General features: G+C 67.3%; 27 protein-coding genes and 1 riboswitch. Of the genes, 11 read left to right on the forward strand and 16 right to left on the reverse strand.

Features of this window, described 5'->3' with window-relative positions:
• Nucleotides 1-96: 96 nt before the first annotated feature.
• Both FB460_RS02855 and FB460_RS02860 read left to right on the forward strand, forming a co-directional pair.
• Nucleotides 97-459 (forward strand): GntR family transcriptional regulator, encoded by a 363-nt coding sequence (locus FB460_RS02855; protein ID WP_142092590.1) that lies wholly within the window; start codon nucleotides 97-99, stop codon nucleotides 457-459.
• Complete coding sequence (locus FB460_RS02860; protein ID WP_142092591.1) at nucleotides 456-1,445, forward strand: DUF1648 domain-containing protein; 990 nt, start codon at nucleotides 456-458, stop codon at nucleotides 1,443-1,445. Before FB460_RS02855 ends, FB460_RS02860 begins: the two co-directional genes overlap by 4 nt.
• Here FB460_RS02860 and holA read toward each other — a convergent pair.
• From holA to FB460_RS02890, 5 genes are all read right to left on the reverse strand, one after another.
• A complete protein-coding gene (gene holA / locus FB460_RS02865) occupies nucleotides 1,442-2,470 on the reverse strand; it encodes a DNA polymerase III subunit delta (protein WP_246044211.1) in 1,029 nt (342 codons plus the stop codon). The two genes, FB460_RS02860 and holA, sit on opposite strands and share 4 nt — an antisense overlap.
• A 35-nt stretch (nucleotides 2,471-2,505) precedes the next feature.
• Nucleotides 2,506-3,180: a class F sortase gene (locus FB460_RS02870; RefSeq protein ID WP_142092592.1), complete on the reverse strand. Its 675-nt coding sequence runs from the start codon at nucleotides 3,178-3,180 to the stop codon at nucleotides 2,506-2,508.
• Nucleotides 3,177-4,973, reverse strand: a complete 1,797-nt coding sequence (locus FB460_RS02875) for an Ig-like domain-containing protein (protein ID WP_142092593.1) — start codon at nucleotides 4,971-4,973, stop codon at nucleotides 3,177-3,179. The genes FB460_RS02870 and FB460_RS02875 overlap by 4 nt, the downstream gene beginning before the upstream one ends.
• Nucleotides 4,974-5,002: 29 nt before the next feature.
• Nucleotides 5,003-5,989: a ComEC/Rec2 family competence protein gene (locus FB460_RS02880; RefSeq protein ID WP_170209924.1), complete on the reverse strand. Its 987-nt coding sequence runs from the start codon at nucleotides 5,987-5,989 to the stop codon at nucleotides 5,003-5,005.
• 163 nt (nucleotides 5,990-6,152) lie between these two features.
• Complete coding sequence (locus tag FB460_RS02890) at nucleotides 6,153-6,626, reverse strand: hypothetical protein (RefSeq protein ID WP_142092595.1); 474 nt, start codon at nucleotides 6,624-6,626, stop codon at nucleotides 6,153-6,155.
• 143 nt (nucleotides 6,627-6,769) lie between these two features.
• Between FB460_RS02890 and FB460_RS02895 the strand changes: the two genes are divergently transcribed.
• From FB460_RS02895 to FB460_RS02905, 3 genes are all read left to right on the forward strand, one after another.
• Entirely contained in the window at nucleotides 6,770-7,267 is a 498-nt protein-coding gene (locus FB460_RS02895; protein ID WP_142092596.1) for a bMERB family protein, read from the forward strand.
• A 64-nt stretch (nucleotides 7,268-7,331) separates the two neighbouring features.
• Nucleotides 7,332-8,315 carry a DNA cytosine methyltransferase gene (locus tag FB460_RS02900; protein WP_142092597.1) on the forward strand — a complete coding sequence of 328 codons (984 nt, stop codon included), beginning with the start codon at nucleotides 7,332-7,334 and terminating at the stop codon, nucleotides 8,313-8,315.
• A gap of 71 nt (nucleotides 8,316-8,386) precedes the next feature.
• Complete coding sequence (locus tag FB460_RS02905) at nucleotides 8,387-9,322, forward strand: NotI family restriction endonuclease (protein WP_170209925.1); 936 nt, start codon at nucleotides 8,387-8,389, stop codon at nucleotides 9,320-9,322.
• Nucleotides 9,323-9,331: 9 nt separating this feature from the next.
• Here FB460_RS02905 and FB460_RS02910 read toward each other — a convergent pair whose 3' ends face one another.
• Together FB460_RS02910 and FB460_RS02915 are read right to left on the reverse strand one after the other, a co-directional pair.
• Nucleotides 9,332-10,342, reverse strand: a complete 1,011-nt coding sequence (locus tag FB460_RS02910; protein ID WP_142092599.1) for a DNA adenine methylase — start codon at nucleotides 10,340-10,342, stop codon at nucleotides 9,332-9,334.
• 113 nt (nucleotides 10,343-10,455) lie between these two features.
• Nucleotides 10,456-10,689: a hypothetical protein gene (locus FB460_RS02915; protein WP_142092600.1), complete on the reverse strand. Its 234-nt coding sequence runs from the start codon at nucleotides 10,687-10,689 to the stop codon at nucleotides 10,456-10,458.
• A gap of 132 nt (nucleotides 10,690-10,821) precedes the next feature.
• On the opposite strand from FB460_RS02915, the gene FB460_RS02920 reads away from it, so the two are divergent.
• The 3 genes from FB460_RS02920 to FB460_RS02930 are packed head-to-tail and all read left to right on the forward strand — an operon-like array spanning nucleotide 10,822 to nucleotide 12,592.
• The gene (locus tag FB460_RS02920) at nucleotides 10,822-11,757 is read left to right on the forward strand and encodes a hypothetical protein (RefSeq protein ID WP_142092601.1); all 936 of its coding nucleotides are present in this window, start codon (nucleotides 10,822-10,824) and stop codon (nucleotides 11,755-11,757) included.
• The gene (locus FB460_RS02925) at nucleotides 11,754-12,272 is read left to right on the forward strand and encodes a hypothetical protein (RefSeq protein WP_211345802.1); all 519 of its coding nucleotides are present in this window, start codon (nucleotides 11,754-11,756) and stop codon (nucleotides 12,270-12,272) included. Before FB460_RS02920 ends, FB460_RS02925 begins: the two co-directional genes overlap by 4 nt.
• Nucleotides 12,269-12,592 carry a hypothetical protein gene (locus FB460_RS02930; RefSeq protein WP_142092602.1) on the forward strand — a complete coding sequence of 108 codons (324 nt, stop codon included), beginning with the start codon at nucleotides 12,269-12,271 and terminating at the stop codon, nucleotides 12,590-12,592. Before FB460_RS02925 ends, FB460_RS02930 begins: the two co-directional genes overlap by 4 nt.
• Before the next feature lie 158 nt (nucleotides 12,593-12,750).
• Here FB460_RS02930 and FB460_RS02935 read toward each other — a convergent pair whose 3' ends face one another.
• The 6 genes from FB460_RS02935 to ribD all read right to left on the reverse strand — a co-directional run bounded on the left by FB460_RS02935 (nucleotide 12,751) and on the right by ribD (nucleotide 17,918).
• Nucleotides 12,751-13,539 (reverse strand): DUF4131 domain-containing protein, encoded by a 789-nt coding sequence (locus FB460_RS02935; protein WP_142092603.1) that lies wholly within the window; start codon nucleotides 13,537-13,539, stop codon nucleotides 12,751-12,753.
• Nucleotides 13,540-13,543: 4 nt separating this feature from the next.
• Nucleotides 13,544-14,458: a helix-hairpin-helix domain-containing protein gene (locus FB460_RS02940; protein ID WP_142092604.1), complete on the reverse strand. Its 915-nt coding sequence runs from the start codon at nucleotides 14,456-14,458 to the stop codon at nucleotides 13,544-13,546.
• A 111-nt stretch (nucleotides 14,459-14,569) separates the two neighbouring features.
• Nucleotides 14,570-15,031, reverse strand: a complete 462-nt coding sequence (gene ribH, locus FB460_RS02945; RefSeq protein ID WP_142092605.1) for a 6,7-dimethyl-8-ribityllumazine synthase — start codon at nucleotides 15,029-15,031, stop codon at nucleotides 14,570-14,572.
• Nucleotides 15,028-16,266, reverse strand: coding sequence for a 3,4-dihydroxy-2-butanone-4-phosphate synthase (gene ribB, locus FB460_RS02950; RefSeq protein ID WP_142092606.1), 1,239 nt, complete (start codon nucleotides 16,264-16,266; stop codon nucleotides 15,028-15,030). The genes ribH and ribB overlap by 4 nt, the downstream gene beginning before the upstream one ends.
• The gene (locus FB460_RS02955; RefSeq protein WP_142092607.1) at nucleotides 16,263-16,919 is read right to left on the reverse strand and encodes a riboflavin synthase; all 657 of its coding nucleotides are present in this window, start codon (nucleotides 16,917-16,919) and stop codon (nucleotides 16,263-16,265) included. Before FB460_RS02955 ends, ribB begins: the two co-directional genes overlap by 4 nt.
• Nucleotides 16,920-17,918 (reverse strand): bifunctional diaminohydroxyphosphoribosylaminopyrimidine deaminase/5-amino-6-(5-phosphoribosylamino)uracil reductase RibD, encoded by a 999-nt coding sequence (gene ribD / locus FB460_RS02960; protein ID WP_425466971.1) that lies wholly within the window; start codon nucleotides 17,916-17,918, stop codon nucleotides 16,920-16,922. It lies immediately after the preceding gene.
• Nucleotides 17,919-18,052: 134 nt separating this feature from the next.
• Nucleotides 18,053-18,192, reverse strand: a riboswitch (FMN riboswitch).
• A gap of 61 nt (nucleotides 18,193-18,253) precedes the next feature.
• Between ribD and FB460_RS02965 the strand changes: the two genes are divergently transcribed.
• Both FB460_RS02965 and FB460_RS02970 read left to right on the forward strand, forming a co-directional pair.
• Nucleotides 18,254-19,201: an FAD-dependent oxidoreductase gene (locus tag FB460_RS02965; RefSeq protein ID WP_142092609.1), complete on the forward strand. Its 948-nt coding sequence runs from the start codon at nucleotides 18,254-18,256 to the stop codon at nucleotides 19,199-19,201.
• A 69-nt stretch (nucleotides 19,202-19,270) separates the two neighbouring features.
• Complete coding sequence (locus FB460_RS02970) at nucleotides 19,271-21,469, forward strand: HelD family protein (RefSeq protein ID WP_246044213.1); 2,199 nt, start codon at nucleotides 19,271-19,273, stop codon at nucleotides 21,467-21,469.
• Here the strand turns inward: FB460_RS02970 and FB460_RS02975 are convergent.
• The gene (locus tag FB460_RS02975; protein ID WP_142092611.1) at nucleotides 21,411-22,307 is read right to left on the reverse strand and encodes a methylenetetrahydrofolate reductase; all 897 of its coding nucleotides are present in this window, start codon (nucleotides 22,305-22,307) and stop codon (nucleotides 21,411-21,413) included. The two genes, FB460_RS02970 and FB460_RS02975, sit on opposite strands and share 59 nt — an antisense overlap.
• A 51-nt stretch (nucleotides 22,308-22,358) precedes the next feature.
• On the opposite strand from FB460_RS02975, the gene FB460_RS02980 reads away from it, so the two are divergent.
• A complete protein-coding gene (locus FB460_RS02980; protein ID WP_142092612.1) occupies nucleotides 22,359-23,495 on the forward strand; it encodes a polyprenyl synthetase family protein in 1,137 nt (378 codons plus the stop codon).
• A 96-nt stretch (nucleotides 23,496-23,591) separates the two neighbouring features.
• Here FB460_RS02980 and FB460_RS02985 read toward each other — a convergent pair whose 3' ends face one another.
• Both FB460_RS02985 and thiE read right to left on the reverse strand, forming a co-directional pair.
• Nucleotides 23,592-24,077 carry a guanyl-specific ribonuclease gene (locus FB460_RS02985; RefSeq protein WP_246044214.1) on the reverse strand — a complete coding sequence of 162 codons (486 nt, stop codon included), beginning with the start codon at nucleotides 24,075-24,077 and terminating at the stop codon, nucleotides 23,592-23,594.
• On the reverse strand, nucleotides 24,077-24,811 hold the full coding sequence (gene thiE / locus FB460_RS02990) for a thiamine phosphate synthase (protein WP_246044215.1): 735 nt from the start codon (nucleotides 24,809-24,811) through the stop codon (nucleotides 24,077-24,079). The genes FB460_RS02985 and thiE overlap by 1 nt, the downstream gene beginning before the upstream one ends.
• Nucleotides 24,812-25,105 lie beyond the last annotated feature (294 nt).

The raw sequence follows: 25,105 nt of genomic DNA on the forward strand, positions 1-25,105 counted from the left end.
ACCACGCTGAGCCCGGTACACCACGTCGGTGTGCCGGGCTCGGTTTTTCCCCTTGCCACACCCCAACATGACCCATTGTTCTATACGATGTAGAACATGTTGTGGTTGGTGGATACGGCTGACCCGACCCCCATGTACCTGCAGGTGGCCCGTGTGGCACGACAGGCATGGGAGTCCGGAGAGTTGCGCACAGGAGAACGACTGCCTCCGGCTCGTGAACTCGCCACCTCACTCGGCCTGAACATGCACACGGTGCTGCGGGGATACCAGGAACTGCGCGACGAGGGAATCGTCGAATTGCGCCGAGGCCGTGGTGCCGTCATCCGTACCGATGTGGACGCCGCCGAGCGTCTACGGCCTGAAGTCGACGACCTCATCAGCAGCGCCCACCGGCTCGGAGTGGCCAAGGACGCCCTGATCGCACTGATCCATGACCGATACGCCGAGGAGGCACCATGATCGAGCGTTCCCACGAGTCGGCCTCGAAATGGTCCGACCGAACCGTGCTCCTGATCTGCCTGTCCATCGCCCTCGTGCTCAGCGTCGCCCCGGCCCTGGTTTCGTTGACGCTCCCACTGCCCGACCTGGTCGCCACCCACTGGGGCATGAACGGCCAACCTGACGACTGGCAGCCGGTGACCACAGCGGTGATCACCCATGCGCTCATCGTGTTCATCACCACCAGCGGGCTGACGCTCCTGGGCTCGGCCCTCAACTCCACGGCCCTGCTCGGTGCCTTCGCAGTGGGAACCGGCACCTTCACCACGGCAACGCTCAACGGGACGCTCTGGACGCAGACCGGAGATTCCATGCCACCGATCGGGCTGGTGCTCATCGCGGCCTTGCTGCTCGGGAGTGCGACCGGCCTGACCGCCGGGTTGACCTTCCGGCAGAAGGCACAGCCCACGTCACGTGCCGAGGGTTCCCGCCCTCGTGCCACCGAACCATGGCAGTTGTCGAACACCGCGGCCCTCGCCTGGACCGGGCGGGTCAAGGTGTCGCGTGGCGTGGTCGTTTTCGCGGTGACCGTGACGCTCCTGTCGCTCGCACCGGCGGTGTTCATGCTGACTGACCCGTGGATGGGCGTCTTCTTCGCCCTGATCGGATTGGCCATGGCCTGCGGCTTCGCCACCCTGGCGGCCCGCGTGACCATCGACGCACGTGGCGTTCGCGTCGGTGCGTTCGGGATCACGTTCATCACCGTCGGCATCCACGAGATCACCGCAGTCGGCACCCGCCATGTGGAGGCACTGGGTGAGCTCGGTGGGTGGGGCTATCGGGTCGCGCACGACGGCACGGCCGTGGCCTTCGCAAGTGCCTCGGGCCAGGGTCTCGTCCTCGGCCGTGGGGAGCGCAAGGACATGATCATCGTCCTCGATGACGATGACATCGAAAGTGCCGCCCGTACCGTCTCCACGCTCCGCGAACGCGTCGCGCAGGGCTAACGCCCGCGTCCTCTGGCCTGTGTGATCGCCAGGACGCAGCGTTCCAACGGGAACTCGGGCTCGTCCGCGGCCCCCTTGACCTCGGCATCGCAGCGCGACACCGCGAGAATCGCCTGCATGACCCCATCGGGGGTCCAGCCGCGGGCCTGCTGGCGCAAGGTGCGCATCTTCCATGGCGGGACGCCGATGGCCGCAGCAAGATCGCGGTCCGACATGCCGGAGCGGTCGTCGATGAGCTTGCCGAGCTGACGCAGCCCGCCGGCCAGGGCGCTGGTCAACAGAACGGGTGCGACCCCGGTGGCGAGGGCCCACCGGAGTTGTTCCATGGCCTCGGTGGTCTTCCCCGCAATGGCAGCGTCGGCGATGGCGAAACCGGTCACCTCGGCACGCCCGGCGAAGTAGCGTCGCACCAGCTCGGTGTCGATCGTGCCGTAGCCGCGGCCACCGGCGTCGGCGTCGAGGCGGTCGTTGGCGAGCTGGGCCATGGCCCCGGCGAGAGCACGCGCATCATGGCCGACGCTGTCGATGAGTTCGGCGGTGGCCTCGGCGTCGATCCGGACCCGGTGTCGTCGGGCCTCGCCGTTGACGAACTGCGGGAGGTCGCGCGGCTTGAGGGCTGCGCAGTCCACGGTGACCGGCTTGGCCTTCTTCACCTTGGTGATCAGGCCCTTGCCCTTGTTTCCCCCGGCGTGCAGAAGCACCAGACAGACCTCGGCGGGAGGGTCGGCGACCAACGCGGCCAGGCGGTCGTGCAGCCCGGCATCCAGGGCCCCCACATCTGTGATCACGGCGACGCTGCGCTCGGCGAACAATGAGCTGCCGGTGATCTCGGCCAGTGTGCCGGCGTCCATCTCGGCCGCGTCGACGCGGGTCACCTGGACCTGCGCATCCTCGGCGCGGGCCGCGGCGATAACGTCCTCGGCCGCCCGCTCCGCCAGCAGCCCTTCCGGGCCCGTCGCGAGCAACACCTTGCCGAACGGGGACGACGCACCGAACGGGGACTTCGACTTCGCTTGGGATGCCACTCCCCCAGCATGCCGCATCACTCGGACGGCCGTCGTCAGCCCGACACCGGCAGCGCGGTCACGATCAGGTTCTCCGCGAATCGACGCACACCGCTCTCGTCCTCGGTCACCTCCCCGGCGCAGGTCACCAGCACCAGACGCCGGGTCCCGGCGGCATCCATCACATCGGCGGGGATCTCGTCGAAGGGCACCAAGCGCAGTTCGACCGCCTGCCACGTCTCGGTGCGGCCCGATGTGTCACTGGTGTGGATCAACGTGCCGGGCTCGATGCGATGCAGTTCGTACAGCGAGCCGAGTTCTCCGTTCCAGGTGACGTGTCCCGAGGCGAGGATGGTCCCCGGGCCGGGGCCGAGTCGCGCATCGAGGTCGTCGGCGGTACCGCTCCGGTGGACCCCGACGAAGGCGGGCGGCGGCACCAGGAACTCGCCCTTCTCGACCCGTGTGGATTCCAGGTCTGCGACGATGCCCAGGCTGGGCACCTCGATGGTTCCGGGTTCGAGCACGACGCCGGGGTCCTCGACCGGCCCGGGTTCGGCGATGCTCCACTCGCGTTCGGGTTCCGGGGCCGGCCCCACAGGACCGGCGGACGGTTCAGGCAGCCCGGCCAGTTCCTGTGAAGGAGCGCCACGTTCGCCGGTGGAGGCGACGACGAACGCGATGACCACGATCACTCCGAGAAGTGCAAGCACCACTGCGTGTCGACGCATCATGCCCCCGACCTGATCCGGATCGGCGCCTCCGACCGCGGCAGCGGCGTCGGGCTCGTGATGAGTGGCGTCGTACCCTGCGACGGGGACGGTTCCGGCTCGAGGGACGGGTGTTCCGGAGCATCGGTGTTCCTGGGCGACGGGGTCCCGGTGCTCTCGGGGGCCGGCGCTTCAGGTGACGGCGCATCGGGGTTCGGTGACGTCGAAGGCTTGGGAGATGAAGACCCTGGAGACGAAGATCTGGGAGTAGGCGATGCCCGGTGGCCGGACGGCCTCGGCGACGGTCCGCGTGAGTCAGCCGATGGTGGTGTGGTCGTCGAGGAGTCGGGCATCGGCACCTCGGGGACCGGAGAGCCAGATCTCGCAGGGTCCGATGCCGCAGGCGCGTCGGGAGATGGGAATGTGGATTCCGTTGATGTGGGTTCCGGGGGCGATGCTGTTGGTGAGGGGGTCTGCGTCGGGGACGCTACAGGCTCGGCGTCGATGTCGGTCTCGACGACGGGGGCAGCCAGGACCTCGGTGGTCTCGGCCTCGATGCCGCAGGGAGTGTCGACCCCTTCGAAGCCCGGCGCCCGCGGAAGGTGGATCGTCCATGTGTAATGCCCCGGCTTCTCCACGGTGATGTTCGGCGTCGTGTAGGAACCGTCCCCGTCGATATCGAACTCGACCTCGCCGGCCTTCATCTGCTCATCGCGGCACTGTTGCTCCCCGGGTTGGTCAGGGAATGGGCCCCACAGCCGCGCGGTCGCCCGCCCCCGGTATCCGGCTGCTCCGGTCACGCGCACCACATCGTGCAGTTCAGCGCCGACGTGCGCCTGCGGAGCGCTGGCGACCGTGACGACGCTGGGGGTGGATCCCCCGACCCGGTAGCTGTCTCGGGCGCGCACCACCGCCGGTTCGCCTGCCGAGAGCATGCGCTGGATACGGTGGTCGCCGTGGGTGTCATCGTCGTAGTGACGTGGCGTGTGCAGCACCGGGATCGAGCCGGGCATCACCGCTTCAGCACTGACGTTCACCTCTCCTGAATCGAGCTGCGGCAGATCGAACGTGGCGACGCCCTTGGAGTCGCTGGTCACGTCCACACGCTGCTCCCCCACCGTCACGGTCATCGCGCGTCCGGGGATGGGTTTACCGGCACGTCCCACCACCTGGGCGGTGCCGCTGCCCGAGGCCACATCGAGCTTCAGCACCATCCGGAACGGCCCGGCTTCGGCACCCACCCGTTCTTCGAGCCGAGCGAGGTGATCGGGCACATCGGGATACTCCTTGGCGGCCGCCTCGAGGCGGTTGTCCATGCGCGTGCGTTGGGCCTGGTCACCGATCGAACGCAGCCGGATGAAATGGTCGACGGCGATGGCGGTGGCGTCGTCGTCAACGTGGTGTTCGGCCCACTCGAGGACCCATGCAAGTTCGGCCATCTCCTGGCGCGTGATGAGATCCCCGGCCACATCCGCATGCCCGGCACGATCTCCGAACGACGTCTGCTTGCGGATGCGGTCGGTGCGCGTCCTCACCCAGCCCGAAGCCTTCTGCGGACCGTAGGAGTTGAGGTCGATGCACCACACTGTGGTGTCGCCTAGCTGGAACTGACCGAGCTCGGCGACACCGTCCGAGGCCTCGATGACGGCGCCGTACGGGCCATGACGGTCCTGCGGTCGAGCCTCCACGTCGGGCACGACGAGAAGCCAACCGGCCGACGCCAGCACGATGGCCAGCGCGGCGACCACACAGGCCATGAGGCTGCGACGCCCCGGACGAACACGGCGACGAGTACGGACAGAACTGGGATGGGGCATGACGGCTCCTGTGGTGCAGATGGCGGGTTTCAGGTGGGTCGACGTTGGGTGGTTACGCTGATGCGTTGGTCCTCATGGGTGAAGGCGATGGAGCCTTCAAGATCGGTCCGGTGCAGACGCAGGCCATGGCGCTGCAGGAGATCGACGGTCTTCTCGGCGGGGTGCCCGTGGTCGTTGTCGATTCCGCAACTGACCAGTGCGACGCGGGCCCGGTGGGTGGTCAGGAAATCGGCGTATTGGTTTCCCGAGCCGTGGTGGGGCACCTTGAGCACGTCCACCGGCAGGGCTCCCCACATGCGTTCCACCGCGCGCTGCCCATCGGGCTCGAGGTCGCCGGGCAGCAGGAGACGCAGACCTCCGACGTGTGCGTGGAGCACCAGGCTGGTGTCGTTCTCCGTCGCTGATTCGCCTTCCCCCGACATCAGCAGGCTTCGGGGGATGCGGGCCGGGCCGATGACCTGGAGGGAGGCGTCTCCGACGCGGGTCGATGCCCCGAGCGCAGGCGTCAGGACCGTGACGCCGTGCTGTGTCGCCTCGTGTTCCACCGCGGCGGCGGTCCCAGCCGGTGACGGCACCGGCGACACCCACACCTGCCCATCGTGGTCCATGCGTGGCCACACCGCGGCCCGGCCATCCACGTGGTCGGAGTGATAGTGCGTGAGCACCAGCAGGGGTACGCGTCGGACTCCCACCCCATCCAGGCAGGCCCTCATCGCTGCGACATCCGGGCCGGTGTCGATGACGACGGCGCTGTCGTCGGCTATGCGCAGCAGCGTCGCATCCCCCTGCCCGACATCACAGCTGACTGCATGCCAGCGCTCGGGCGGCCACCCGGGGCTGGGCGGCCTGTTCAGCGAAGCCGCGATCAGAACGATCAGCAACCCCAACGCCACGACGCGTCGCTTCATGACCTCGGTGCCCAACACGAGCATGGCCACGCTCGCCAGCGTCACCACGGCGATGGACCATGGTGTCGCCGGCCAGGCGATCTCTGCACCGGGCAGGGCCGCACCCACATGCGCGGCCCAGAGGATCCATTGCGCACACCAGCCAGCTCGTGCAGCTTCGCGATGGTCAGTCCCCCTGCGTCGGCGGCGTCGATCCAGGCGCCGACCAGACGGCCTGCGTTGTAGCACGACAGGCAACCAGGCCAGACCCGCAGGGGCATCGTTGCGGTGGTCATCGGGCGGTCTCCTGGTCCTGTGCCTGGAGCTTGGCCAGTGCCGGGTGGTCGGCCAGTTCCGAGTTCCGGCCCGACATCGGCATGTCGTCGTCATCATCGGCCCAGCCCAACATCCGCCGCCAGGTGTCGGTGGTCAGGCCCACCTGGGCGACGCCGACGACGTCGATGCCACGGTGGTCGAGCGCCAGGGCCATGTGGGTGGCGATTGTGGCCACGGTGTCGATGCAGACCTCGTGGTATGCCACCACGAATGTGGCCGTGACACCCTGGGAGCGCAGGCCGTCGGCCACGAAGTCGGGTACCCCAGCAGTTAGGGCCTCAACGAGTGGCAGGGTTGCGCTGGCCACAAGACGTCCGCTGTCGTCCAGGCCGGCCACGACCATGGTGTTGGCGGTCGGAGTGCCACCCAGCTCGTGGGGCAGGCAAGCAAGCAGGCCGATGATGTCGGTCTTGGTGGGTGTCGTGGTCATGGCAGGAGTCCTCTCTGGCGGCGGGCGAACTGTTTCCCTAGCCGCCGGGAGTGCTCCCGGCCGCGGTGACGCGGCTGTGCTGCTGATGGGCTTGTCCCTTGCCACTGGAGTCACATGACCACCACCTTGGGCACAATGGAAAGGTGAGCGACGCGACCAGCCCCAAGTCTCCTCTGAAGCCCAGTGGGCAGAAGAAGCCCGCCAGCCCCGAAGCCGATGTGCTTCGTGCCAAGCTGGAGGGCGCCGTCGACTTCCGCGGCACAGCGCGTGAGGCGCTGCACGACCTCCGTGCCGCGGGCAGCGACGCTGTCGCGGCCAACCAGGAGAGTCTCAAGGGCTACGACGAGATGGCTGCCCGTGCCATGACGGCCATCGAGAAGGAACTCGACAAGCCGGACCTCACGCCCGAGGATCGTCGTGAACTCATCGACCGCATGGTGAGTCTGGTCGATCGGCGCGACGCCAAAGACACCGAGAACAAGCGTTTCCTGGTCGGGTTGACCGAGGATCGCATGAAGGCCGCGCTCTACGTTGCCGGCACAGTCGGGATGGTCGCCGTCGCCGCGCTTGCCGGGCCGGAGGGGGTCAAGCAGCTAGGGAAGCTCGCTCCTCAGGTGGCCAAGAAGGCCATCACGTCATAGTCGACTAGGTCCGCCTAGGTATCGCTGGGAGGTGATGCAAGCGCCACAAGGGTAGGGTGGGCAAGTGCGTTACGTGAGTCTGTTCAGCGGGGGCGGTGGCCTCGACCTCGGCTTCGAAGCAGCAGGTTTCGAGCCCGCGGTCTGTATCGACCATGACGCCGTCGCCTGCGAAACGCTCAGGAGTAACCGCCCCGCCTGGAATGTCATCTGCGAGGACATCCGCGACTTCGACGCCAAACCCTACGCAGGTGCCGACGTGGTCGTCGGCGGCCCGCCCTGCCAGGGTTTCAGCACCGCTGGTAAGGGCGACCCGAACGACCCCCGCAACTTCCTCTGGCGTGAGTACATGCGCGTTGTCGAGGAAGTGAAGCCCCGAGCGATCGTGCTGGAGAATGTCTCAGCCCTTGCGCACCGGCGCAACGGTGACCATCTGACGGGGATCATGTCCACCCTTGAGGAGCAGGGCTACGACTTCGCATATGGGGTGCTGAACGCTGCGGACTACGGAGTCCCCCAAGCCCGGCGCCGGTTGATCGTCATCGGCGTCCAGGACGGGCAAGCATCGCTCCCCTCTCCGACCACCCAAGGTGCTCCGCTCACGGTGTGGGATGCCATCGCCGACCTCGTGGATCACAAGGCTGACCCTGCTCTCAACCACGTGCCCAACCGGCACGCCAAGCACGTCGCTGAGCGCTGGGCGCTACTGGGGCCAGGAGAGGTTGACCCGAACTACAGGCGTGCGAGGTTGGATCCGAACAAGCCATCGCTGACAATCCGAGCCGGCGGCGGCTACGGGCCTAACGGTGATCACCTGGCAGGCTTCCATCCTCCGATCCACCCGACTTTGCCACGCCAGTTGACGGTGCGGGAGGCAGCCCGGATCCAGTCGTTCCCGGATGATTGGGTACTCAGCGGACCTAAGACGATCCAGGGGCGCCAGATCGGCAACGCCGTGCCGGTGAAGCTCGGAGAAGCGATCGCCATGCACGTCGCAAAGCTGCTGTCCAGGACGGCGCACTTGCCGGAGACCGACGGCTCGCTCTTCTGAATCCCGCGACTTCAACCGTCAGTCGGCCGTACGCTTGGTCGAGAATGACTCTTGGAAAGGAGGCGGTCGCCGTGTCATGGGGAATCGCCGAATGGTACGGCAAGGACATCAGGAGGATGTCGGCCAAAGAGCGAGCGGACGCCGCCTCCGTGGCATTGGAGACGAACGAGAAGGGCATGGAGGAGGTTGAGCAACCGCGATGCCCCTTCCTCGACTCCGCACGTCCAGGTGCCCGGTGCAACAAGCCAGGCGGGGTGTGCTCCATCCGGTCCTACGAAGGCACCAAGCCCAAGGATGACGAACAACCTGCCGCGGTGTGCCCGAACCGCTTCCTGGAGCTGGTCTCGGGCCAGTCGGTCTTCGCACGAATCGCGAAGGACCTCTACGGTCGCACCTCGGGCGCGAAGGTGATCAAGGAGATTCCGTTCCTACACAAAGTGGACGCCAAGGGCGAGGTGAACCGCAGCGCGAAGGCTGGGCGCATCGACTGGGTGCTGGTGCCGGAGCCCCCCGCCAAGGGGGCGTCAGGATCTTTCGACTGGGTAGCCGTGGAAACCCAGGCGGTCTACTTCTCGGGCGGCAACATGTGGGTCGACATTGAGCAGTACCGCAAAGACCCGGCGCACCTCCACGCCCCTCAAGCACAACGGCGCCCCGACTACCGTTCCTCCGGCGCCAAGCGTCTGGCCCCTCAGCTCGACGCCAAGGCCCCGGTCATCCGGCGGTGGGGCAAGAAGGTCGTGGTGATCATCGACCAGTCCTTCTACGGGGAGCTTGCCACGCTGCCGACGAAGGTCGACGACTTCGACAACGCCGAGGTCGTATGGGTGATCATGCGGTACACGGACGCCATGAACCTAGTCGTGGACAAGCTCTTCTTCGGCCTCCTGGACGAGTCGATCCAGGCTCTCCAGGCGACTCGTCCTCTCAACAAGGCTGAGTTCGAGAGCGGGCTCAAGGAAGAGTTGTGGCGAACAGGTAAGAAGAGCAAGGTGCACGACGCCTGAGCTGGAGCATCAGTCCTTGAGGATCGCCAGTTCACGCATCACGACGTGGTGCGTGGACTTCATCGCGACGTCACCGACGCGAAAGCCATGGGCCGCCGCCAGAGCACGGACGTCGGGGTCGTCGTCGTAGGTCAGCATGGCTGGCCCGGCATGCGCGGCCACGAGGTCGAAGAGCTTCTCGTGATCGACCTCGTTGTGCGTGTACAGACGCTTGCCGGCGCGTTTGCCGGAACCCGCGGTGTAGGGAGGATCCACAAACATCGTGGCTCCGTGGTATCGCTCGACGGCCTCAAGCGCGTCGCCGTGCTCGAAAGTGATGCGGTCCCTAAAAGACCGGATCGCTGCGAACCGGGATACCAAGGTCTCGGCGTACCAACGGCTCGACAACCCCTTACCGTTCTCCCCTTCCTTCGTCAGCCCGGCACCCGGTGCCATGATCCCACCACGTTGGCAGCGGTTCTTCACGATAGTGCGAAACGCCATGTCGACGGTCCTGTTGGGCGTGCTGTCGATCACCGCCCGAACATTGTCGTGGGTGACATCAAAGCGCAGCACCTTGTTCGAGAGGATCTTTACGTCACGGTCAGAGCCGTTGACAAGGATCTTCCACACGGCGGCGACATCGTCATCCAGTTCGACCATGACAACGTGGTCGACGAGCCCTTCGGCTGCCGCGGTGAGCCCGATGACGCCGCCCCCGGCGAACGGCTCCAGCAGCACAGAAGGCCGCCCCAGCGACCCCAGCCATTCACGGGCTACCGGCACGAGCCACGTCTTGCCACCCGGGTAGCGGAAGGGACTGATCTGGCGGACTTGCGAGACATTCACAGGTTGCTGCGCGGCCAGCGCCGTGGTGAGTCGCGAGAGAGCGTCTTTGGAGGTCGGGCTGGCCAGGTGAGGGCGCAGCGCGTCGAGGCTGTCGCGGTTCGCGTCGTGCACGAGCACATTTGTCTGTCGCACACCTTGTTCGGCCAGCCTTTGCAGGCGCCTGTTCTGACGTGTGTTGATGGTCGCGGTCATGGCAGTCCGATCTCGTCAATATCTACGAGTTCATGGTACACGAGAAGGAAGACTCCAGCGAGGTTGTTTACGAGGTAGAACTTCAGCCGACCCTTGAGTAGACCGCTCCTTGACTAGGCGTGACCCGATCGAGCCCTTGTGAGGTCGGTCTCAGGGTTCGCCAAGAACCAGATGCCGTCGGTGAACTGGATCTCACACAGGGGCCTACCGTCGCTGGTCTCCAACATGTTCATCGCCACGTAGGGCTGACCGTCGCGCTCCAGCGATGCGCCGTCGCGGCACGAGACGGCATGGAAGGTGCCGAGCACGGGCTGGCGGCTGTGGAGGTCGGTGACGTTGTCTAGCATGAGGTCCATCCTCTCGTGAATGGGAGATGTGCGGTGGCGTGTTGCCACCGGACTCCCGGGGCGGCGCGCCGCCCCGCAGAATTGTCACACCCCGGTGGGATGCTGGTTGTTGTCCGGCATGAGGAGGAACCCATGGGCCGTCGAGTCCTGACCGTTTACGAGCTGACCTTCCACCAGAAGCGCAAGCGCAATGCCATCTCGTTCGCGCCTGCCGATCTGGACGGCGAAGACCTGCTCGACATCTTCGAGGGTTGGGCCACCAAGCTGACCACGGACGACACCCACAACAAGGACCGCCAGACCTGGGTGAACCTGGCCAGCGTGTCGCGCTACGCCTCGCGGGTCCTCCTGCTGGACCTGCGTGTCGGCGCCTACGGCGAGGCTGGCGAGCTCGTTGACGTGGACACCGGCGAACCGGTGGGCACCATCACAGACAACCAAGCGCCAACGGGCAGCAATCGCGCCCTGCTGTTCGTCCCGGCGACGGGTGAACATGCCTACTTCCTGTCGGAGGAGTCGTCCCGAGGGCAGGCAGGTGGGCGCATCCGCGAGCTGTTCCGCTCCTACTTCAGCGGCTACACCGACAAGGTGACCATGAAGATGCAGGCAGTGACCGAGGGCGAGGTGTGGGCGGAGGCTGCCGAGTTGACCGAGGTGGAAGTGCGCATCGAAGGCAAGAGCGTTGACGTCGCCGACGGTCCTCACGTGGTGGTGGGCAAGATCTCCTATGTCGCTCGCCCGGAGCGCCGCAACCGGTTTCCCGGCAAACTCCTCACCTCTCTCAAGGACGAGAAGGTCCTCCAGCGCATCGTCGCAGTCGAGGACCTGCCGGCCGAGCGAACCGTGTGGGTCACAATGGAACACGACGGTCGCACCAAGAAGTTCGAGCTGGGCACGGAGGGGGCACCAGCCATCCGGGAATTGCTCAATGCCGCTACGGAGCCGTCACTGGAGACATCGGAGCTCGTCTCCCGGTGCACGGAGCGGGTTGACGGATTGTGCAGGCGTCACGGCGCAGCCTGGGACGTGTCCTGGAGCCGACCCGTGAGCACGACCCAAGGAGGGTGAACGCGGTGGGCAAGGCGTCGTTGTGGCGGGTACCTGCTGACCACTTCGCCACCCTCTACGACAACCGCACCAGTCGCCCAGACTGGGTGGCCATTGCCGTGCAATCGCTGCTGCCCATCGCTGCTGGGATGGGCACGTGGTGGCTGGGCGCGAAGATCTCCGACGTCGGGGGTGCCGTCGCTGGAATCTCGATCGTCGCTGGCCTGTTGTTCGCCATGGCGGTGTTCCTCTTCCAGCTGCGGATAACCTTGGGCGCCGACAAGCGGCTCATTGAAGATGACTTCGCACTGGTCGACGAGTGCATGGCGAACACCCTGTGGGCCATCCTGTGGGGGCTGGTGTTGGTGGGTTACCTCATTGTGTGTGGGGCCGGCAAGTGGATCGGGACAGAACCCTTGGGCCCAGTGCTAACCGGGATCGCCGTAGCTGGAACGGTCCACTTCCTCCTGGTCATCGCGATGTGCCTCAAGCGCCTCCGCCGAGCCTACGAGCGCATCGCCATGAGGCAGTCATGACCGTGGGCAGGCCTGAGCACGGCGAAAGGGGCTTCGTGCCCCTCGACTGGATCATGCTGCGGGCAGACGACGTCAAGGCGTTGCTGGCCGGACGTGGGCTCGGCAACGCTCGGGTCATCGGCTGGGCGGGGGCCGGCAAGGACTTGCCCGCCGCCGCGGAGATCGCCGTCGACCTGCCGGAGGTCACCGACCTGACTGCCGGGGATCTCGCCGCCCTGGATCGCGAGGTGAGCGCCCTGGTCGGCCTCGACGTCATCGTGGTGCCGCAGCGCCCTGGCGAGCGCGAGATGCTGCCGGGTGAGCGCGTGCGGTACCTGTGATCGGGTGTCGGCCAGCACGGGAAGCCGAAGGGTTGCGCATGACTGTGCTACCCCGGCACCCCGGGCTCTGGGGAGTTGTCGGGCGGCCCATGGGCGGAGGGCCACACCACCAGAGATGACAACGTCCCTTGTCAGCTGCCCTTCAGGTGCCCATCTGTCTAGTTGTTGTTCGCCCCCGACACCGCGGTGAGGTGGGTCAGACCAGTGACGATGAAATCCTCGCGCAGTTCCTCGGTCATGTGGCGCAGATCGCCCACGACCAACGACGGAACCAGGGCACGGCGTTCCGTCGGCAGGTCGGCCACGGCGTCCCGCAACCCACCGCGCACATGCTCCACGGCGCGTCCGGGCCAGCCCGGCGGAGCCACCACGTCCATGGAGCGCAGGGTGATGACCGCGAGATGGGGCTCGCCCGGATCCGGCGCTCGCAGCGTCGCCCGGGCCCGCACCCGTGAGCCCACCGGAGTCTCCAACAACTCTGCGGCGTCGTCCCCGCTGACGCGCACCACCACGGTTCCGGTGACCCTGCCGAACCCACCGTCACGGGTCTCCACCCGGTGCAGCGCGGCCGTGGCCGTGGTGAGTCCGGGTCTGGTGGCGGACGCCGCGTAATGCCGTGGGTCGGTGCGCAGAGTGAACTCCACCGTTGCGCGGGCGTCCTGGTGGGCCAGCGCCCGCACGGGGTGATGCATCAGCGTCGCGGTGCGTGCTCCCCCGACGGCGAGTGAGGCGAGCACCACCACCGCCATGACCCCCACCATCGCCCATCGTCGCCACACCGCGATCAGCGCGGTCAGGAGCGCGAGGCTCAGGGCGACCGCCACCGGGGCCCACCGTTCGCCGGTCGCGGCCCAGGTGCCGCACCAGATCGCAATGGCGATGGCGGGCATACGCACGTCGAACCGCCTGAGTGCGTCGAGTGTGAGTGCGTCGAGTGGCCGGGGCATGGCGTCACACCGTCACCAGCGGTGCCAGTTCGGCGAACGTCTTCTCGCCGATCCCACGGATCTCCATGAGGTCCTCGACGCTCCGGAATCCGCCGTTCTCCTCCCGCCAGGTGATGATCTTCTGAGCCGTCGCCGGGCCGACGCCGGGCAGTTCCTCCAACTCGGCCTGCGAGGCGCTGTTGAGGTTCACCAGCCCTTGCCCATCTCCCGACGAGGCCCCTTCCGACCCAGACTGACCGGGCGGCCCAGACTGACCGGGCTGACCCGGTTGTTGGGATGCTTCGGCCGGGGAACGCACCTCGCCACCGGGTTCGGCATGTGTGCCGATCCAGACCTGCTGCCCATCGGCCACGGGTTGGGCGAAGTTGAGCTGGCCGGGCGCGGCGTCCCTGGTGAGTCCGCCGGCGCTGTCCACCGCATCGATCACCCGCGCACCGGGACCCAACTCGTGCACACCGGGGTGATGCACCGCCCCCACCACGTGCACCCGAAACACCTCGGGAGCGGTGGGCGATGCGGCGCCGGACGGAGCGCCCTCCACCGGCGCGTCCGGAACAACCGGCGTCGCCTCCGGCACCGGTTCGGCGACCGGCACGGGATCTGCCGGCTGCGCCCGGAGCATCGAATACGCCGCGAGCAGTGCCGCCAGCAACAGCGCGACGGCCATCACCATCACGTGCTTGCGGGTGAACCGCGAGACTGCCCCTGCGGTATCCGGCGGCTCCGGGTCCGATGCTGGAAGGGGCTCGGTCCACTGCGGGGCTCCGGTCCACCACGCTTCCGCGCCCTGCCCGCCACCAGCACGATCAGCACGGGGCCGAGTCGCGTCCGGGTCCGTGGTGCGAGCGGGCGTGCTGGCGAGTCGCGTCAGCCCGTTGGCACGGGGCGCGGCGCGTCGCGGAACATCGATCTGGGGCACGCCCTCAGCTATGGACGCCCTGCCTCCGGATCGAACCGCTTTCCCCGAATCTGTGGATGGAGCATCGACGCGCCACTCACCTGTGGACAACCATCACGAATCCCGAGTCGTCTAATCCTTCAGCGTGACTGCGGTGACCAGTGCCGCAGTGGCGGCTTCGAAGCCCTTGTCCTCGCGGGAGCCCTCCAGCCCCGCGCGATCCAGCGCCTGCTGCTCGTCATCACAGGTGAGGACGCCGAACCCGACCGGCGTGCCGGTCTCCACCGACACCTTCGTCAGCCCGATCGTGGCGGCCTCACAGACGTACTCGAAGTGCGGCGTCCCACCACGGATCACCACGCCCAGCGCGATCACCACGTCATACCGCGACGCCAGGCGTGACGCCGCCACCGGAAGCTCGAACGTCCCCGGAACCCGCACCACCGGCACGTCCTGGAGCCCACAGGCCCGGACTCCTCGCTGGGCGCCGTCGATCAGGCCGTCCATGACGGTGTCGTGCCACGAGGCGGCGACGATCACCGCCGTCAGTCCCGTCGCATCGGCGATGGTCGTGGGTGCTCCTGCTCCGCTCATGCGGGCCTCCTGTCCAGGTTCGTGATCGTCGGGCTTGTGATCGTCGGGCTTGGGGCGCTGTGCCCCATGCGGCTGCGTTTGGTCGCCAGGTATGCGGCGTTGTCGGGCGTCTCCCCCACGTGCAGCGGGATCTGCTGGGTGACGGTGATGCCGTGCTGCTGCAGTTCGGCGGGTTTTTCGGGGTTGTTGGTCAGCAGCTGTACCTCGGTGATCCCGAGATGCAGCAGGATCGCCGCGGCCGCGGCATATTCACGGTCGTCCACGGGGAGCCCCAGGTTGGTCTGTGCATCGACGGTGTCGGCGCCGGCGTCCTGTTCGGCGTAGGCGCGGAGCTTGTCGAGCAGTCCGACGCCCCGGCCCTCGTGTCCACGCAGGTACACCACGACGCCGCCGTTGCGGCCCACATCGTCCAGTGCGGCATCCAGTTGGGGCCCGCAGTCGCATCGTGTCGAACCGAACGCATCGCCGGTCAGACACTCCGAATGCACCCGCACGCGTGCGCCACCGGGCCTTACGAGGGCCACATGTTCAGCACCGGTGCGTCGATCACGGAAGCCGTGCACGGTGAAGCGTCCATGCCGCGTCGGCAACTGCGAGGTGGCCACCGGCTCCACGCGGTCATGACGCTCCCGCCAGGCCACCAGGGCCTCGATCGTGATGACCGGCAGGTCGTGCTCGGCGCCCAACGCCAGCACATCGGTGGTCCGCATCATCTCGCCGGTGTCGTGGACGAGTTCACCGATCGCGCCCACCGGCTCCAGCCCGGCCAGCCGACACAGGTCGACCGTCGCCTCGGTGTGCCCGCGCCTGGTGAAGACACCACCCTCACGGGCTCGCAGCGGCACCACGTGGCCGGGACGGATGAGGTCATCGGCGGTGGCGTCGGGGTCGGCGAGGACGCCGATGGTGCGGGTGCGGTCAGCGGCCGAGATACCGGTGGTGACGCCGGCGGCCGCGTCGACGGTCACGGTGTAGGCGGTGCGCAGGGAATCCTGGTTGCGCGGCACCATGAGCGGCAGGTCGAGCCGGTCGGCGATGGCGTCGGTCATCGGCGCACAGATGTAGCCGGACGAATGCCGGATGGTCCACGCCATCCACTCCGCTGTGGTGGTCTGGGCGGCCAGGACCACATCTCCTTCGTTCTCACGGTCCTCGTCATCGAGGACGAGCACCGGACGCCCCGCACGCAGGGCCTCCAATGCGGCGTCGATGGACGCGAACGCGGGGGAAGTCATCGGTTCTCCTCGGTGGTCTGGTGAGCAGTGCTCTGAGTGGTGGCTTCGAGATGACGGGCGACGTATTTGGCAAGCACATCGGTCTCGAGATTGACGCGGGCTCCGGGCCGGAGACACCCCAGCGTCGTGGCTTCGAGCGTCGTGGGGATCAACGAGACCTCGAAGCCGTCATCGGTGAGCGCACTGATCGTCAGCGACACCCCGTCGATCGCGATGGACCCCTTGTGGACGCAGAACGTTCGGGCATCGGCGGGCGCGGTGAAACGCAGCACCTCCCAGCGCTCATCGGGGCGACGCTCGACCAGTTCCCCCACCGCATCCACGTGCCCCTGGACGATGTGTCCATCGAGGCGTCCGTCGGCACGCATGGCCCGTTCGAGGTTGACCGCGGACCCGACCTCGAGATCCCCCAGCGCGGTGACGGCGAGTGATTCGCCCATCACATCGGCGGTGAACCATGATGCGGTGTGCTCCACCACGGTCAGACACACGCCGTTGACGGCGATCGAGCACCCCGGCTCGGCGTCATCGAGGACGCCATGTGTGGCGTCATCGAGGACGCCATGTGTGGCGATGCGGAACGTCACGATGCCGCCCCCACCGTCGTCGACCGCCTCCACGGTGCCGATCTCGCTGATGATTCCGGTGAACATTCAGGCCTCCTCGCCCGGTCGGTGGACGCGGAGGTGCCAGCGCACATCCGGGCCCATGGTGCGGACGTCCATGGTCCGCAGGTCGATGGCATCGACGATGGTGCCGACGCCCAGATCGGTGACCGCCACGAGGCCATCACCCAACAACTTGGGGCCGAGCCAGGCGATCACGTCATCGATACAGTCGGCCCGCCAGAACGCGGCGGCCAGCGTCGGCCCGCCCTCGAGCCAGACCGAACGGATACCCCGTTCCTGCAACGTGGACAACGCCTCACGGGCGTCCCTGGTGCGCAACGAGATGGTCTCGGCGGCATCGTCGAACACCCGCGCCTCCGGCGCCGTCTCACGCAGACCCATGACCACCCGCAGTGGCTGCCGATCCAGCAGGGTGCCGTCGGCATCACGCGCGGTGAGATGGGGATCGTCGGCGAGGACTGTTCCCGTGCCGACGAGCACCGCGCCATGCCGAGCCCGCTCACGTCCCACATCGGCTCGTGCCTGCGGACCGGTGATCCACTGGCTCGTCCCATCGGCGGCCGCCACGCGCCCGTCAAGCGTCGCGGCGTATTTCCACGTGACGCGTGGGCGACCGTGGCGGAGCGAGAACGCCCAGTCCGGGTTGAGGAGGTCAGCGTCCTCGGCGAGCACTCCGCCGACAACCTCGACACCGGCGGCCCGCAGGGTCTCGGCGCCCCCACCGGATGTGACGCCCGGATCAGCGGATGCGAACACGACGCGGCGGATCCCGGCCTCGATGATCGCCTCGGCGCAGGGGCCGGTGCGGCCGGTGTGGTTGCAGGGTTCGAGGGTGATGTGGATGGTGGCGCCGCGGGCCGCGTCGGCGGCTTCGCGCAGCGCGACGACCTCGGCATGTGGTGTGCCCGCGCCCGCATGCCACCCGGTGCCCACAACCACACCGTCGGCCACCACCACAGCACCGACCCGTGGATTGGGATCGACGGCAGGCCCCTTGACGGCAAGCGCCAGCGCCTGCCGCATGAAGCGTTCATCCTCGGATGCGTGGTGCACATCCCCTCCTGCTCGTCGACGGTCGTCGTCACGAACTCCGGGGATCACCAGAACGCGCGCAGCGTGAATGGGTACGTCAAAACCCATGCACGGTGCACACACCGATACGTGCTGCCTCCCATCCGGACTTTCACCGTCGGTTGGGGAGTTCCACCCCATCAACCAGAAGCGGATCTGCCGATCCACCGCTGGGTCGCGGACTGTCACCGCCGGCTCGGATTTTCACCGACCCCGGAGCACGTTGCCGCCACTATAGTCCTTCCGACACCTGAGGGAAGGCCTGCGGCCCAGCGGAAGGGGGAACCATGGCGCGCATCACCGTGATCGGCGGCACCCTTGCGGGCATGGCCACCGCCGCCCGGCTCGCCAAACAGCGTCATGAGGTGACCCTCGTCGCCCCGGCCGAGACCTTGGTCGAGGATGCGTCCGCGAAGATCAGCGACCATCCGGTGGCCGACGCCACTTCCTTCGCCTTCCCCGCCCCGTGGCGTGATCTGTTCCGCAAGAGCGGACGCACGCTCGACGCCGAACTCGCCCGTCACTCCCTGACGCTCGCGCCCGCCCCCGGCCGGACGGTCGGCGTCGACCGATGGCATCTGCCACCGGAGCGGGGTGCCCAGTTCACCGTGCTGAGCGAACGTTTCGGAGAACCCGTCGCCGAACGGTGGCGCGACCTCCTCGACGGTCTCGACACCGTGTGGCAGCACCGTCGCCGCCTCGGCATGGAGTTCACCTTCAGCCCCAAAGCGCACCGCGCCGCTCGAGGTGAACTGTGGTCCGACCGCACCGTCGCCGACTTGGCCGAAGGTCTGCCGGGCGAACTCGCCGACCTCGTACATTCCACCGCCACGGGGGATCCGGGCCGTTCCCCAGCCGTCGACGCGGTGTGGCTCGCTGTCGAGCGCACCTTCGGCCGTTGGCGGCTCCTCGACGCGAACGGCCGAACCATGCCGACCACCACCATGATCGAGGTCCTCGCAGGCCGCCTGCGTCAGCGTCGCGTGGACGTCATCCCCGAGCCCCCGGCACACGCCGACGCGGTCATCGACGCCCACATCCACACCCCGAGGGGCGCATGGTTTCGTCGGCCCGGACCACGTCGGCGTCTGCGCCGGAACCACTACGTGTGCGGCGAGCACACCAAGGCCGGTTCCGGCCCGGTGGGACAACTGCTCTCGGCCGCACTGGCGACCTATGCTGCGCATCTGGATCTCACGGGAACGGACATTCACCCCTCGGTGAAAGACACGTAGAATCGTGGGTCTGATTGAAGCTGAGGTCTGATCCAAACAGGGATCCGATCCAGGAAAGTGGAGGCAGGTTTGACGTCACAGCCCGATTCCCTCGCTCGTGAGCTTGCTGCCGAGCAGGCCCACGTCGACGCCGTGTATGCCCGCCTCGATGCCGCGACACGCTCGGCCGAACAGGTGGCGCAGCAGGGCAGGGACCTCTTCCGTACCGAGCGCACCAATTTCGTGCGGGAGGAGGATGGGACAGGCATGTTCGAACGCGACGTGTTCGCGTTCCAGGCCGCCAAGCGTCTGGCGACCCTCGAATCCGAACACGAGGGGTTGGTCTTCGGTCGGCTCGACCGCACCGATGGCGAGGCATTGCACATCGGCCGCATCGGCGTGCGTGACGACGAGTACGAGCCCTTGGTGATCGATTGGCGTGCCCGCGCCGCCGAACCCTTCTACCGCGCCACCCCCAATGAGCCGATGCAGGTGGTGCGTCGACGCGTCCTGCGTTGCCGTGGGCAGAAGGTCATCGGGATCGAGGACGATCTGCTCGACGGAGATTCCAACGCCGACCTCGTCGTCATCGGCGAGGGTGCGCTGATGGCCGCCCTCAAACGTGCTCGCGGGCCCCAGATGCGAGACATCGTCGCCACCATCCAGAGCGAGCAGGACGAGGCGATCCGCGCTCCCCACCAGGGTTTCACGATCATCTCGGGTGGTCCGGGCACGGGGAAGACCGTCGTCGCACTGCATCGTGCCGCATTCCTGCTGTACACCCATCGCCGACGCTTCGAGAACGGCGGCGTTCTGGTGGTGGGGCCATCCCGTGTGTTCCTCACCTACATCGAACGCGTCCTGCCGTCCCTCGGTGAGGACTCGGTGACGCTGCACGACCTCGGTTCGGTGGCCTCCGACGTTCTCGGGCGCAGCGCCGAACGTGTCGATGACTCCCGCACCCACGGCATCAAGGGATCGTCCCGCATGGTCGGCATCCTGCGTCGTCTCGTGGATCTCCCGCTCGACCCCACCGCTCCCACCGGCGTTCTCGGCGAGACCGGGCCCGGCGTTCTGCGCGTCTCGGTGAAGGGTGAGGTGCTCACCGCCGGGCTCGAGACCACCCACCGGATCCGCAGCCGCGTCCTGAAACAGACCAAGCTCAACCTTGGACGCCAGCCCGCGGCGTCAGCCATGCTCGATCATCTGTGGTCGATCTTCTCCAACGACGCCGGTATCACTCGGGACGAGTTCGAGGATTTCGTGACGAGTTCGGCGTCCTGGCGCATGTTCCTCCAGGCTTGGTGGCCGACGCTCAGCCCCGAGCAGGTGCTCCGTCGACTGGCCGATCCCGATGTGGTGGCCCAGGTGGCCACCGGCATGCACCCCGACGACCGTGACGCGCTGGCCGCGTCATACCGCGACCACACCGATTTCACCGTCGATGACATGGCACTGCTCGATGAGCTGGCACAGATCATCGGCCCCGTCCCCGAAGATCCCGAAGAGGACCCGTCGTTGTTCCTCGAGGAGGGTGCCGGCGTGGACGAATTGGTGACGATCACCGACCGGCTCCGCGATGAACGGGCCGAGGACCCTGCCGAGGATCGACACCGCCGATTCGCGCATGTGCTGGTGGATGAGGCCCAGGACCTCTCACCCATGCAGTGGCGCATGTTGCGTCGGCGCGGCGGGCAGGCGTCGTGGACGATCGTGGGTGACCCCGCCCAGAGTTCATGGCCCGACGCCACAGAGACCCAGCGTGTGCTCGACGACCTGATGGGCACCGCGCCACGGCGTCAGCACCGCATGAGCACGAACTACCGGTCGCCGGCCGAGGTGTTCGAACTCGCCGCACAGGTGGTCACCAAGGTGGCACCCGATGCCGACCTTCCCGATGCAGTGCGACGCACCGGGCACGCACCGCGCCTGACCACCACGACACCCAAGGATCTGGCCCGCCATGTGGAGGGGCTCATCGCCGACATGCTCGCCGCGGTGGAGGGCACGATCGGCGTCATCACACCGACGGCCCACCTCGATTTGCGAGACCGCGTCACCATGACCGATCCACGCGTGATCTGGGTGACGCCGTTGCAGTCCAAGGGCTTGGAGTACGACGCGGTCGTGGTGGTGGACCCCGACGCGATCGTCGAGGAGTCACCCGGGCGCGAGCGCGTCCTCTACGTGGCTCTCACCCGACCCACGCAGTTGCTCGCGACCGTGGATCTCACGACCAATCCAGCCTGGCGTGAATCTCTCGAGTGGCGCGCGACCGATTCTGCGTGAAGAAGTGCAGCCCAGGTGCTCCTCCGTCGAGGAGCGCTTGGGAGACCTCGGTGCCGATCTCGACGCCTACAGCACGCACGGCTTCGGGATCATCGGCGACAGCGTGGATGCGTGAGACGACCGGCTCGGGGAGCTCGGCTCCGGAGAGTTCGGCGAACACCTCGATCTGACGCACGTTCGTCACCGGCATGATCCCCGGGATGATCGGGAGGTCACAGCCATGGGCACGCACCCGATCCACGAGTTCGAAGTAGCGCTCAGGGGTGAAGAACAACTGCGTGATGGCGAAGCTCGCCCCCGCCTCTGCCTTCTCCACCAGCAGCTGTGCGTCGAGATCGGGATCACCGCCGGGGTGGATGTCGGGGAACGCTGCCACTCCGATGCAGAAGTCACCCAACGAGGCGACGAGGCGCACCAGTTCGGTGGCGTTCGGCAGACCTTCGGGATGAGGTTCCCACGGCGCAGACGGGCCGCCCGGCGGATCTCCACGAACAGCGAGGATGTGCCGCACTCCCACATCGGCATACGAGCCGACGACGTGACGCAGCTGCGCGACGCTCTGCTCGACGCACGTGAGATGCCCCATCGTCTCGAGCGTGGTGTTCGCCGCGATGTGGCGCGTTGCGTCGATGGTCCGTTCCCGGGTGGAGCCGGATGCTCCGTACGTGACCGAGCAGAAATCGGGCTGAAGCGACTCCAGCTCCCGGACAGCCCGCCACAGTTGCTGCTGACCCGCTTCACTCTTGGGCGGGAAGAATTCGAAGGACGCCAAGGGGCCGCCGCCTGCGTGCAGTCGGTCGGCGATGGTGGGGCCACGGTCTGGTGCTAGTGAAGACATCGCGATGCACCCTAGGCGCATGACACCGGCATGGGCGCATAGGCTCGGATCGTGGTCACATTGCAGCCTGATACTCCCCTCGCCCCCGCGCTACGTGAACGGATCGGCGGTGCCATCGACGCGTTCATCGACGCCCAGCTCCCCATGCTCGCCCCCATGGGCCAGAACGTGGAGCCTCTGGTGCATCTGGCACGCGAGTTCTGCGCCGGAGGCAAGCGCCTGCGTCCGGCCTTCTGTCTGTGGGGTGCCGTGGCGGCAGGTGCCCAGGTGGACGAGGTGGAGGTGACAACCCCGCTCGTGCGTCTGGCGGCGAGCCTCGATCTGCTGCACGTCAGCGCGCTCATGCATGACGACGTGATGGATGGATCCGACACCCGACGCGGCCGGCCCGCCGCGCATGTGCAGTACACCGCCGCACACCGGGAGCGTGATTGGCTCGGTGACGCCGAGGGTTTTGGAGTCGCGGGGTCGATCCTCCTGGGTGACCTGCTGCTGGTCTGGTCGACACAGCTCGCCGACGAGTCCGGGCTCGAGCGGGCCGCACTCGACGCCGCGCTCCCCCTGCTGCACGCCATGCGGGCCGAGGTCGCGTGCGGACAATTCTTGGACGTGACAGCGCAGGTCCAGCCCTTCGGCGACCCGGCGAACATGGTGTCCGACACCGAACGCGTCGTCGAGTACAAGTCCGCGCGTTACTCGGTGCAGCGTCCGGTCATGGTCGGGGCCGCTGCGGGAGCCTCCCTCGCCGGACGAGACGCCGACTCGACCACGAAACTGCTGGAAGCGCTAGGGACGTTCGGCTCCTTGGTGGGACGCGCTTTCCAATACCGCGACGACGTGCTCGGGATCTTCGGCGACACTGATGTGACCGGCAAACCTGCCGGCGACGATTTGCGCGAGGGCAAGCGCACCGTCCTGATCGCCGAGACGCTTCGCCGCGTCGACGACGCCACCGCCACGCGCTTCCAGGGTCTGCTCGCGCGGGAGCTGAGCGTCGAGGAGGTCGAGACCGCTCGCAGCATCATCCGGGAGGCCGGTGCCCTGGACCGCGTCGAGGATCACATCTCCACCGCCGTCGCCGACGCCACCTCCGCCCTCGAGGCGGCCCACACCGCCGGACTCGTGACCGATGCCGGGCGCCAAGGATTGCTCGGTCTCATGCACGCTGCAGTGGACAGGGAGCACTGAGGCCCGATGCCGTCGCCCACCTCCACGTCCTGTCTCCGCGTCCTGCCTCTACGTCCTGCCGGGCAGACACGGCACAACGTAGGGGTGGGGCGGCACTCAACGCCTGATGCGTTCGAAGCTTTCGTAGTGGTCGGAGGTCCAGTAATAGGCGACGCCCTGCCCGGTGTCCTCACCCCCGGTGACGATCCGCAATGGGCCGCGATGGTCCAGCCCCGGGGATTCGACGGTGTACTCCCGGTAGTGACCCCGCGGCTCCTCGGGCAGGTATCCCTCGAAGTTCCCGAACGTCGAGCCGTCCTTGTCGTACGGGAACGGGCCACCGTGGTCGATGAGCTCGAGGGTCTCGTGGGCCTCTTGTGGTAGCTCCTCCACCTCGATCCATGGAAGACCGGATTCGGGGTCGACACCACCGCTCTCAGCATCACCGCTCTCAGCAGGGGCGGTGGCGGCAGGGGCGGTGGCAGCAGGGTCCTGACCGGATCCGCTACCTCCCGGGCCCTCTGTCAGGACGAGCGAGCAGCCGCTCACCATCAGTGCCAGCGCGGCCAGCAGCCCCAGCAGCGAGCCGACCACCCTCCGCATCAGTCGCGTCCTTCCGTGCCGGGGGTCCATGCGTCGCGCATCTGTTCGGCCTCGGTGCGCCCTTCGGCCCACGCCTCGTCCAGGCGGGTGCGGAGCTCTCGGGCTGCTGTTTCGGGGTCGGACGCCTGGGTGAGTGCTCGCACCACGACGATTCGTCGCGCTCCGGCGTCGAGGATAGGCTCGAGGGTACCGGCATTGATGCCGCCGATCGCGAACCATGGCTTCGCGTCCCGAGCAAATGGCGGAGCGATGCGGGCCGCATGACGGACCAGATCCAACCCGACGGGAACATACGTCGGCTTGGTGGGTGTGGCGTGAACCGGTCCGACGCAGAAGTAGTCGACGTCCCCATCGGCGTTGGCCGCATCGGCCTGCTCCACCGAGTGCGTGGAGCGCCCGATCAGCGCGTGGTCATGCAGGTACCCACGTGCCTCGCCCGGCGGCATATCGTCCTGCCCGATGTGCAGCACATCGGCCTGACACCCGCCAGCAATCTGCGGGGAGTCGTTCACCACCACCAGGCTGCGCATGGGCGCCATGCGACGCACCTCGGAGATCGCCTCCGCGACTGCCTCGGGGGCAGCTTTCTTGTCCCGCACCTGCAGCAGGTCGACGCCGCCCGCGAACACAGCACGCACGAAGTCGAAGAAATCGCCCTTCTCCGTACGCAGGTCGGTGCACAGATACAGGCGCGAGAGATTGAGGCGCTGACGAATACCCATAGTCGTGGTCACGGGCCCAGCCTACGGCGTATCGCCATTGCTCTCCCCGAGCACGAAAAGTCGCAAAGTACGGAGGGACCGGCCGAGGCACCCACCCTGAGCAGGCGCACCCACGCAACCACAGGCCCCCACACAAGGACCGGCCGAGGCACCCACCCTGAGCAGGCGCACCCACGCAACCACAGGCCCCCACACACATCGAAAATCGTTTAGGCCACATGCTGTCCGCAATTCATCCGAATCGCGTTCCGACCACCCCATTCGCGGACAGGATCTGTCCTTGATTCTTTTCGATGTGTATGGGGG

Source organism: Propioniferax innocua (genome assembly GCF_006716235.1).
In the GTDB taxonomy this organism is placed as follows: Bacteria; Actinomycetota; Actinomycetes; order Propionibacteriales; family Propionibacteriaceae; genus Propioniferax; species Propioniferax innocua.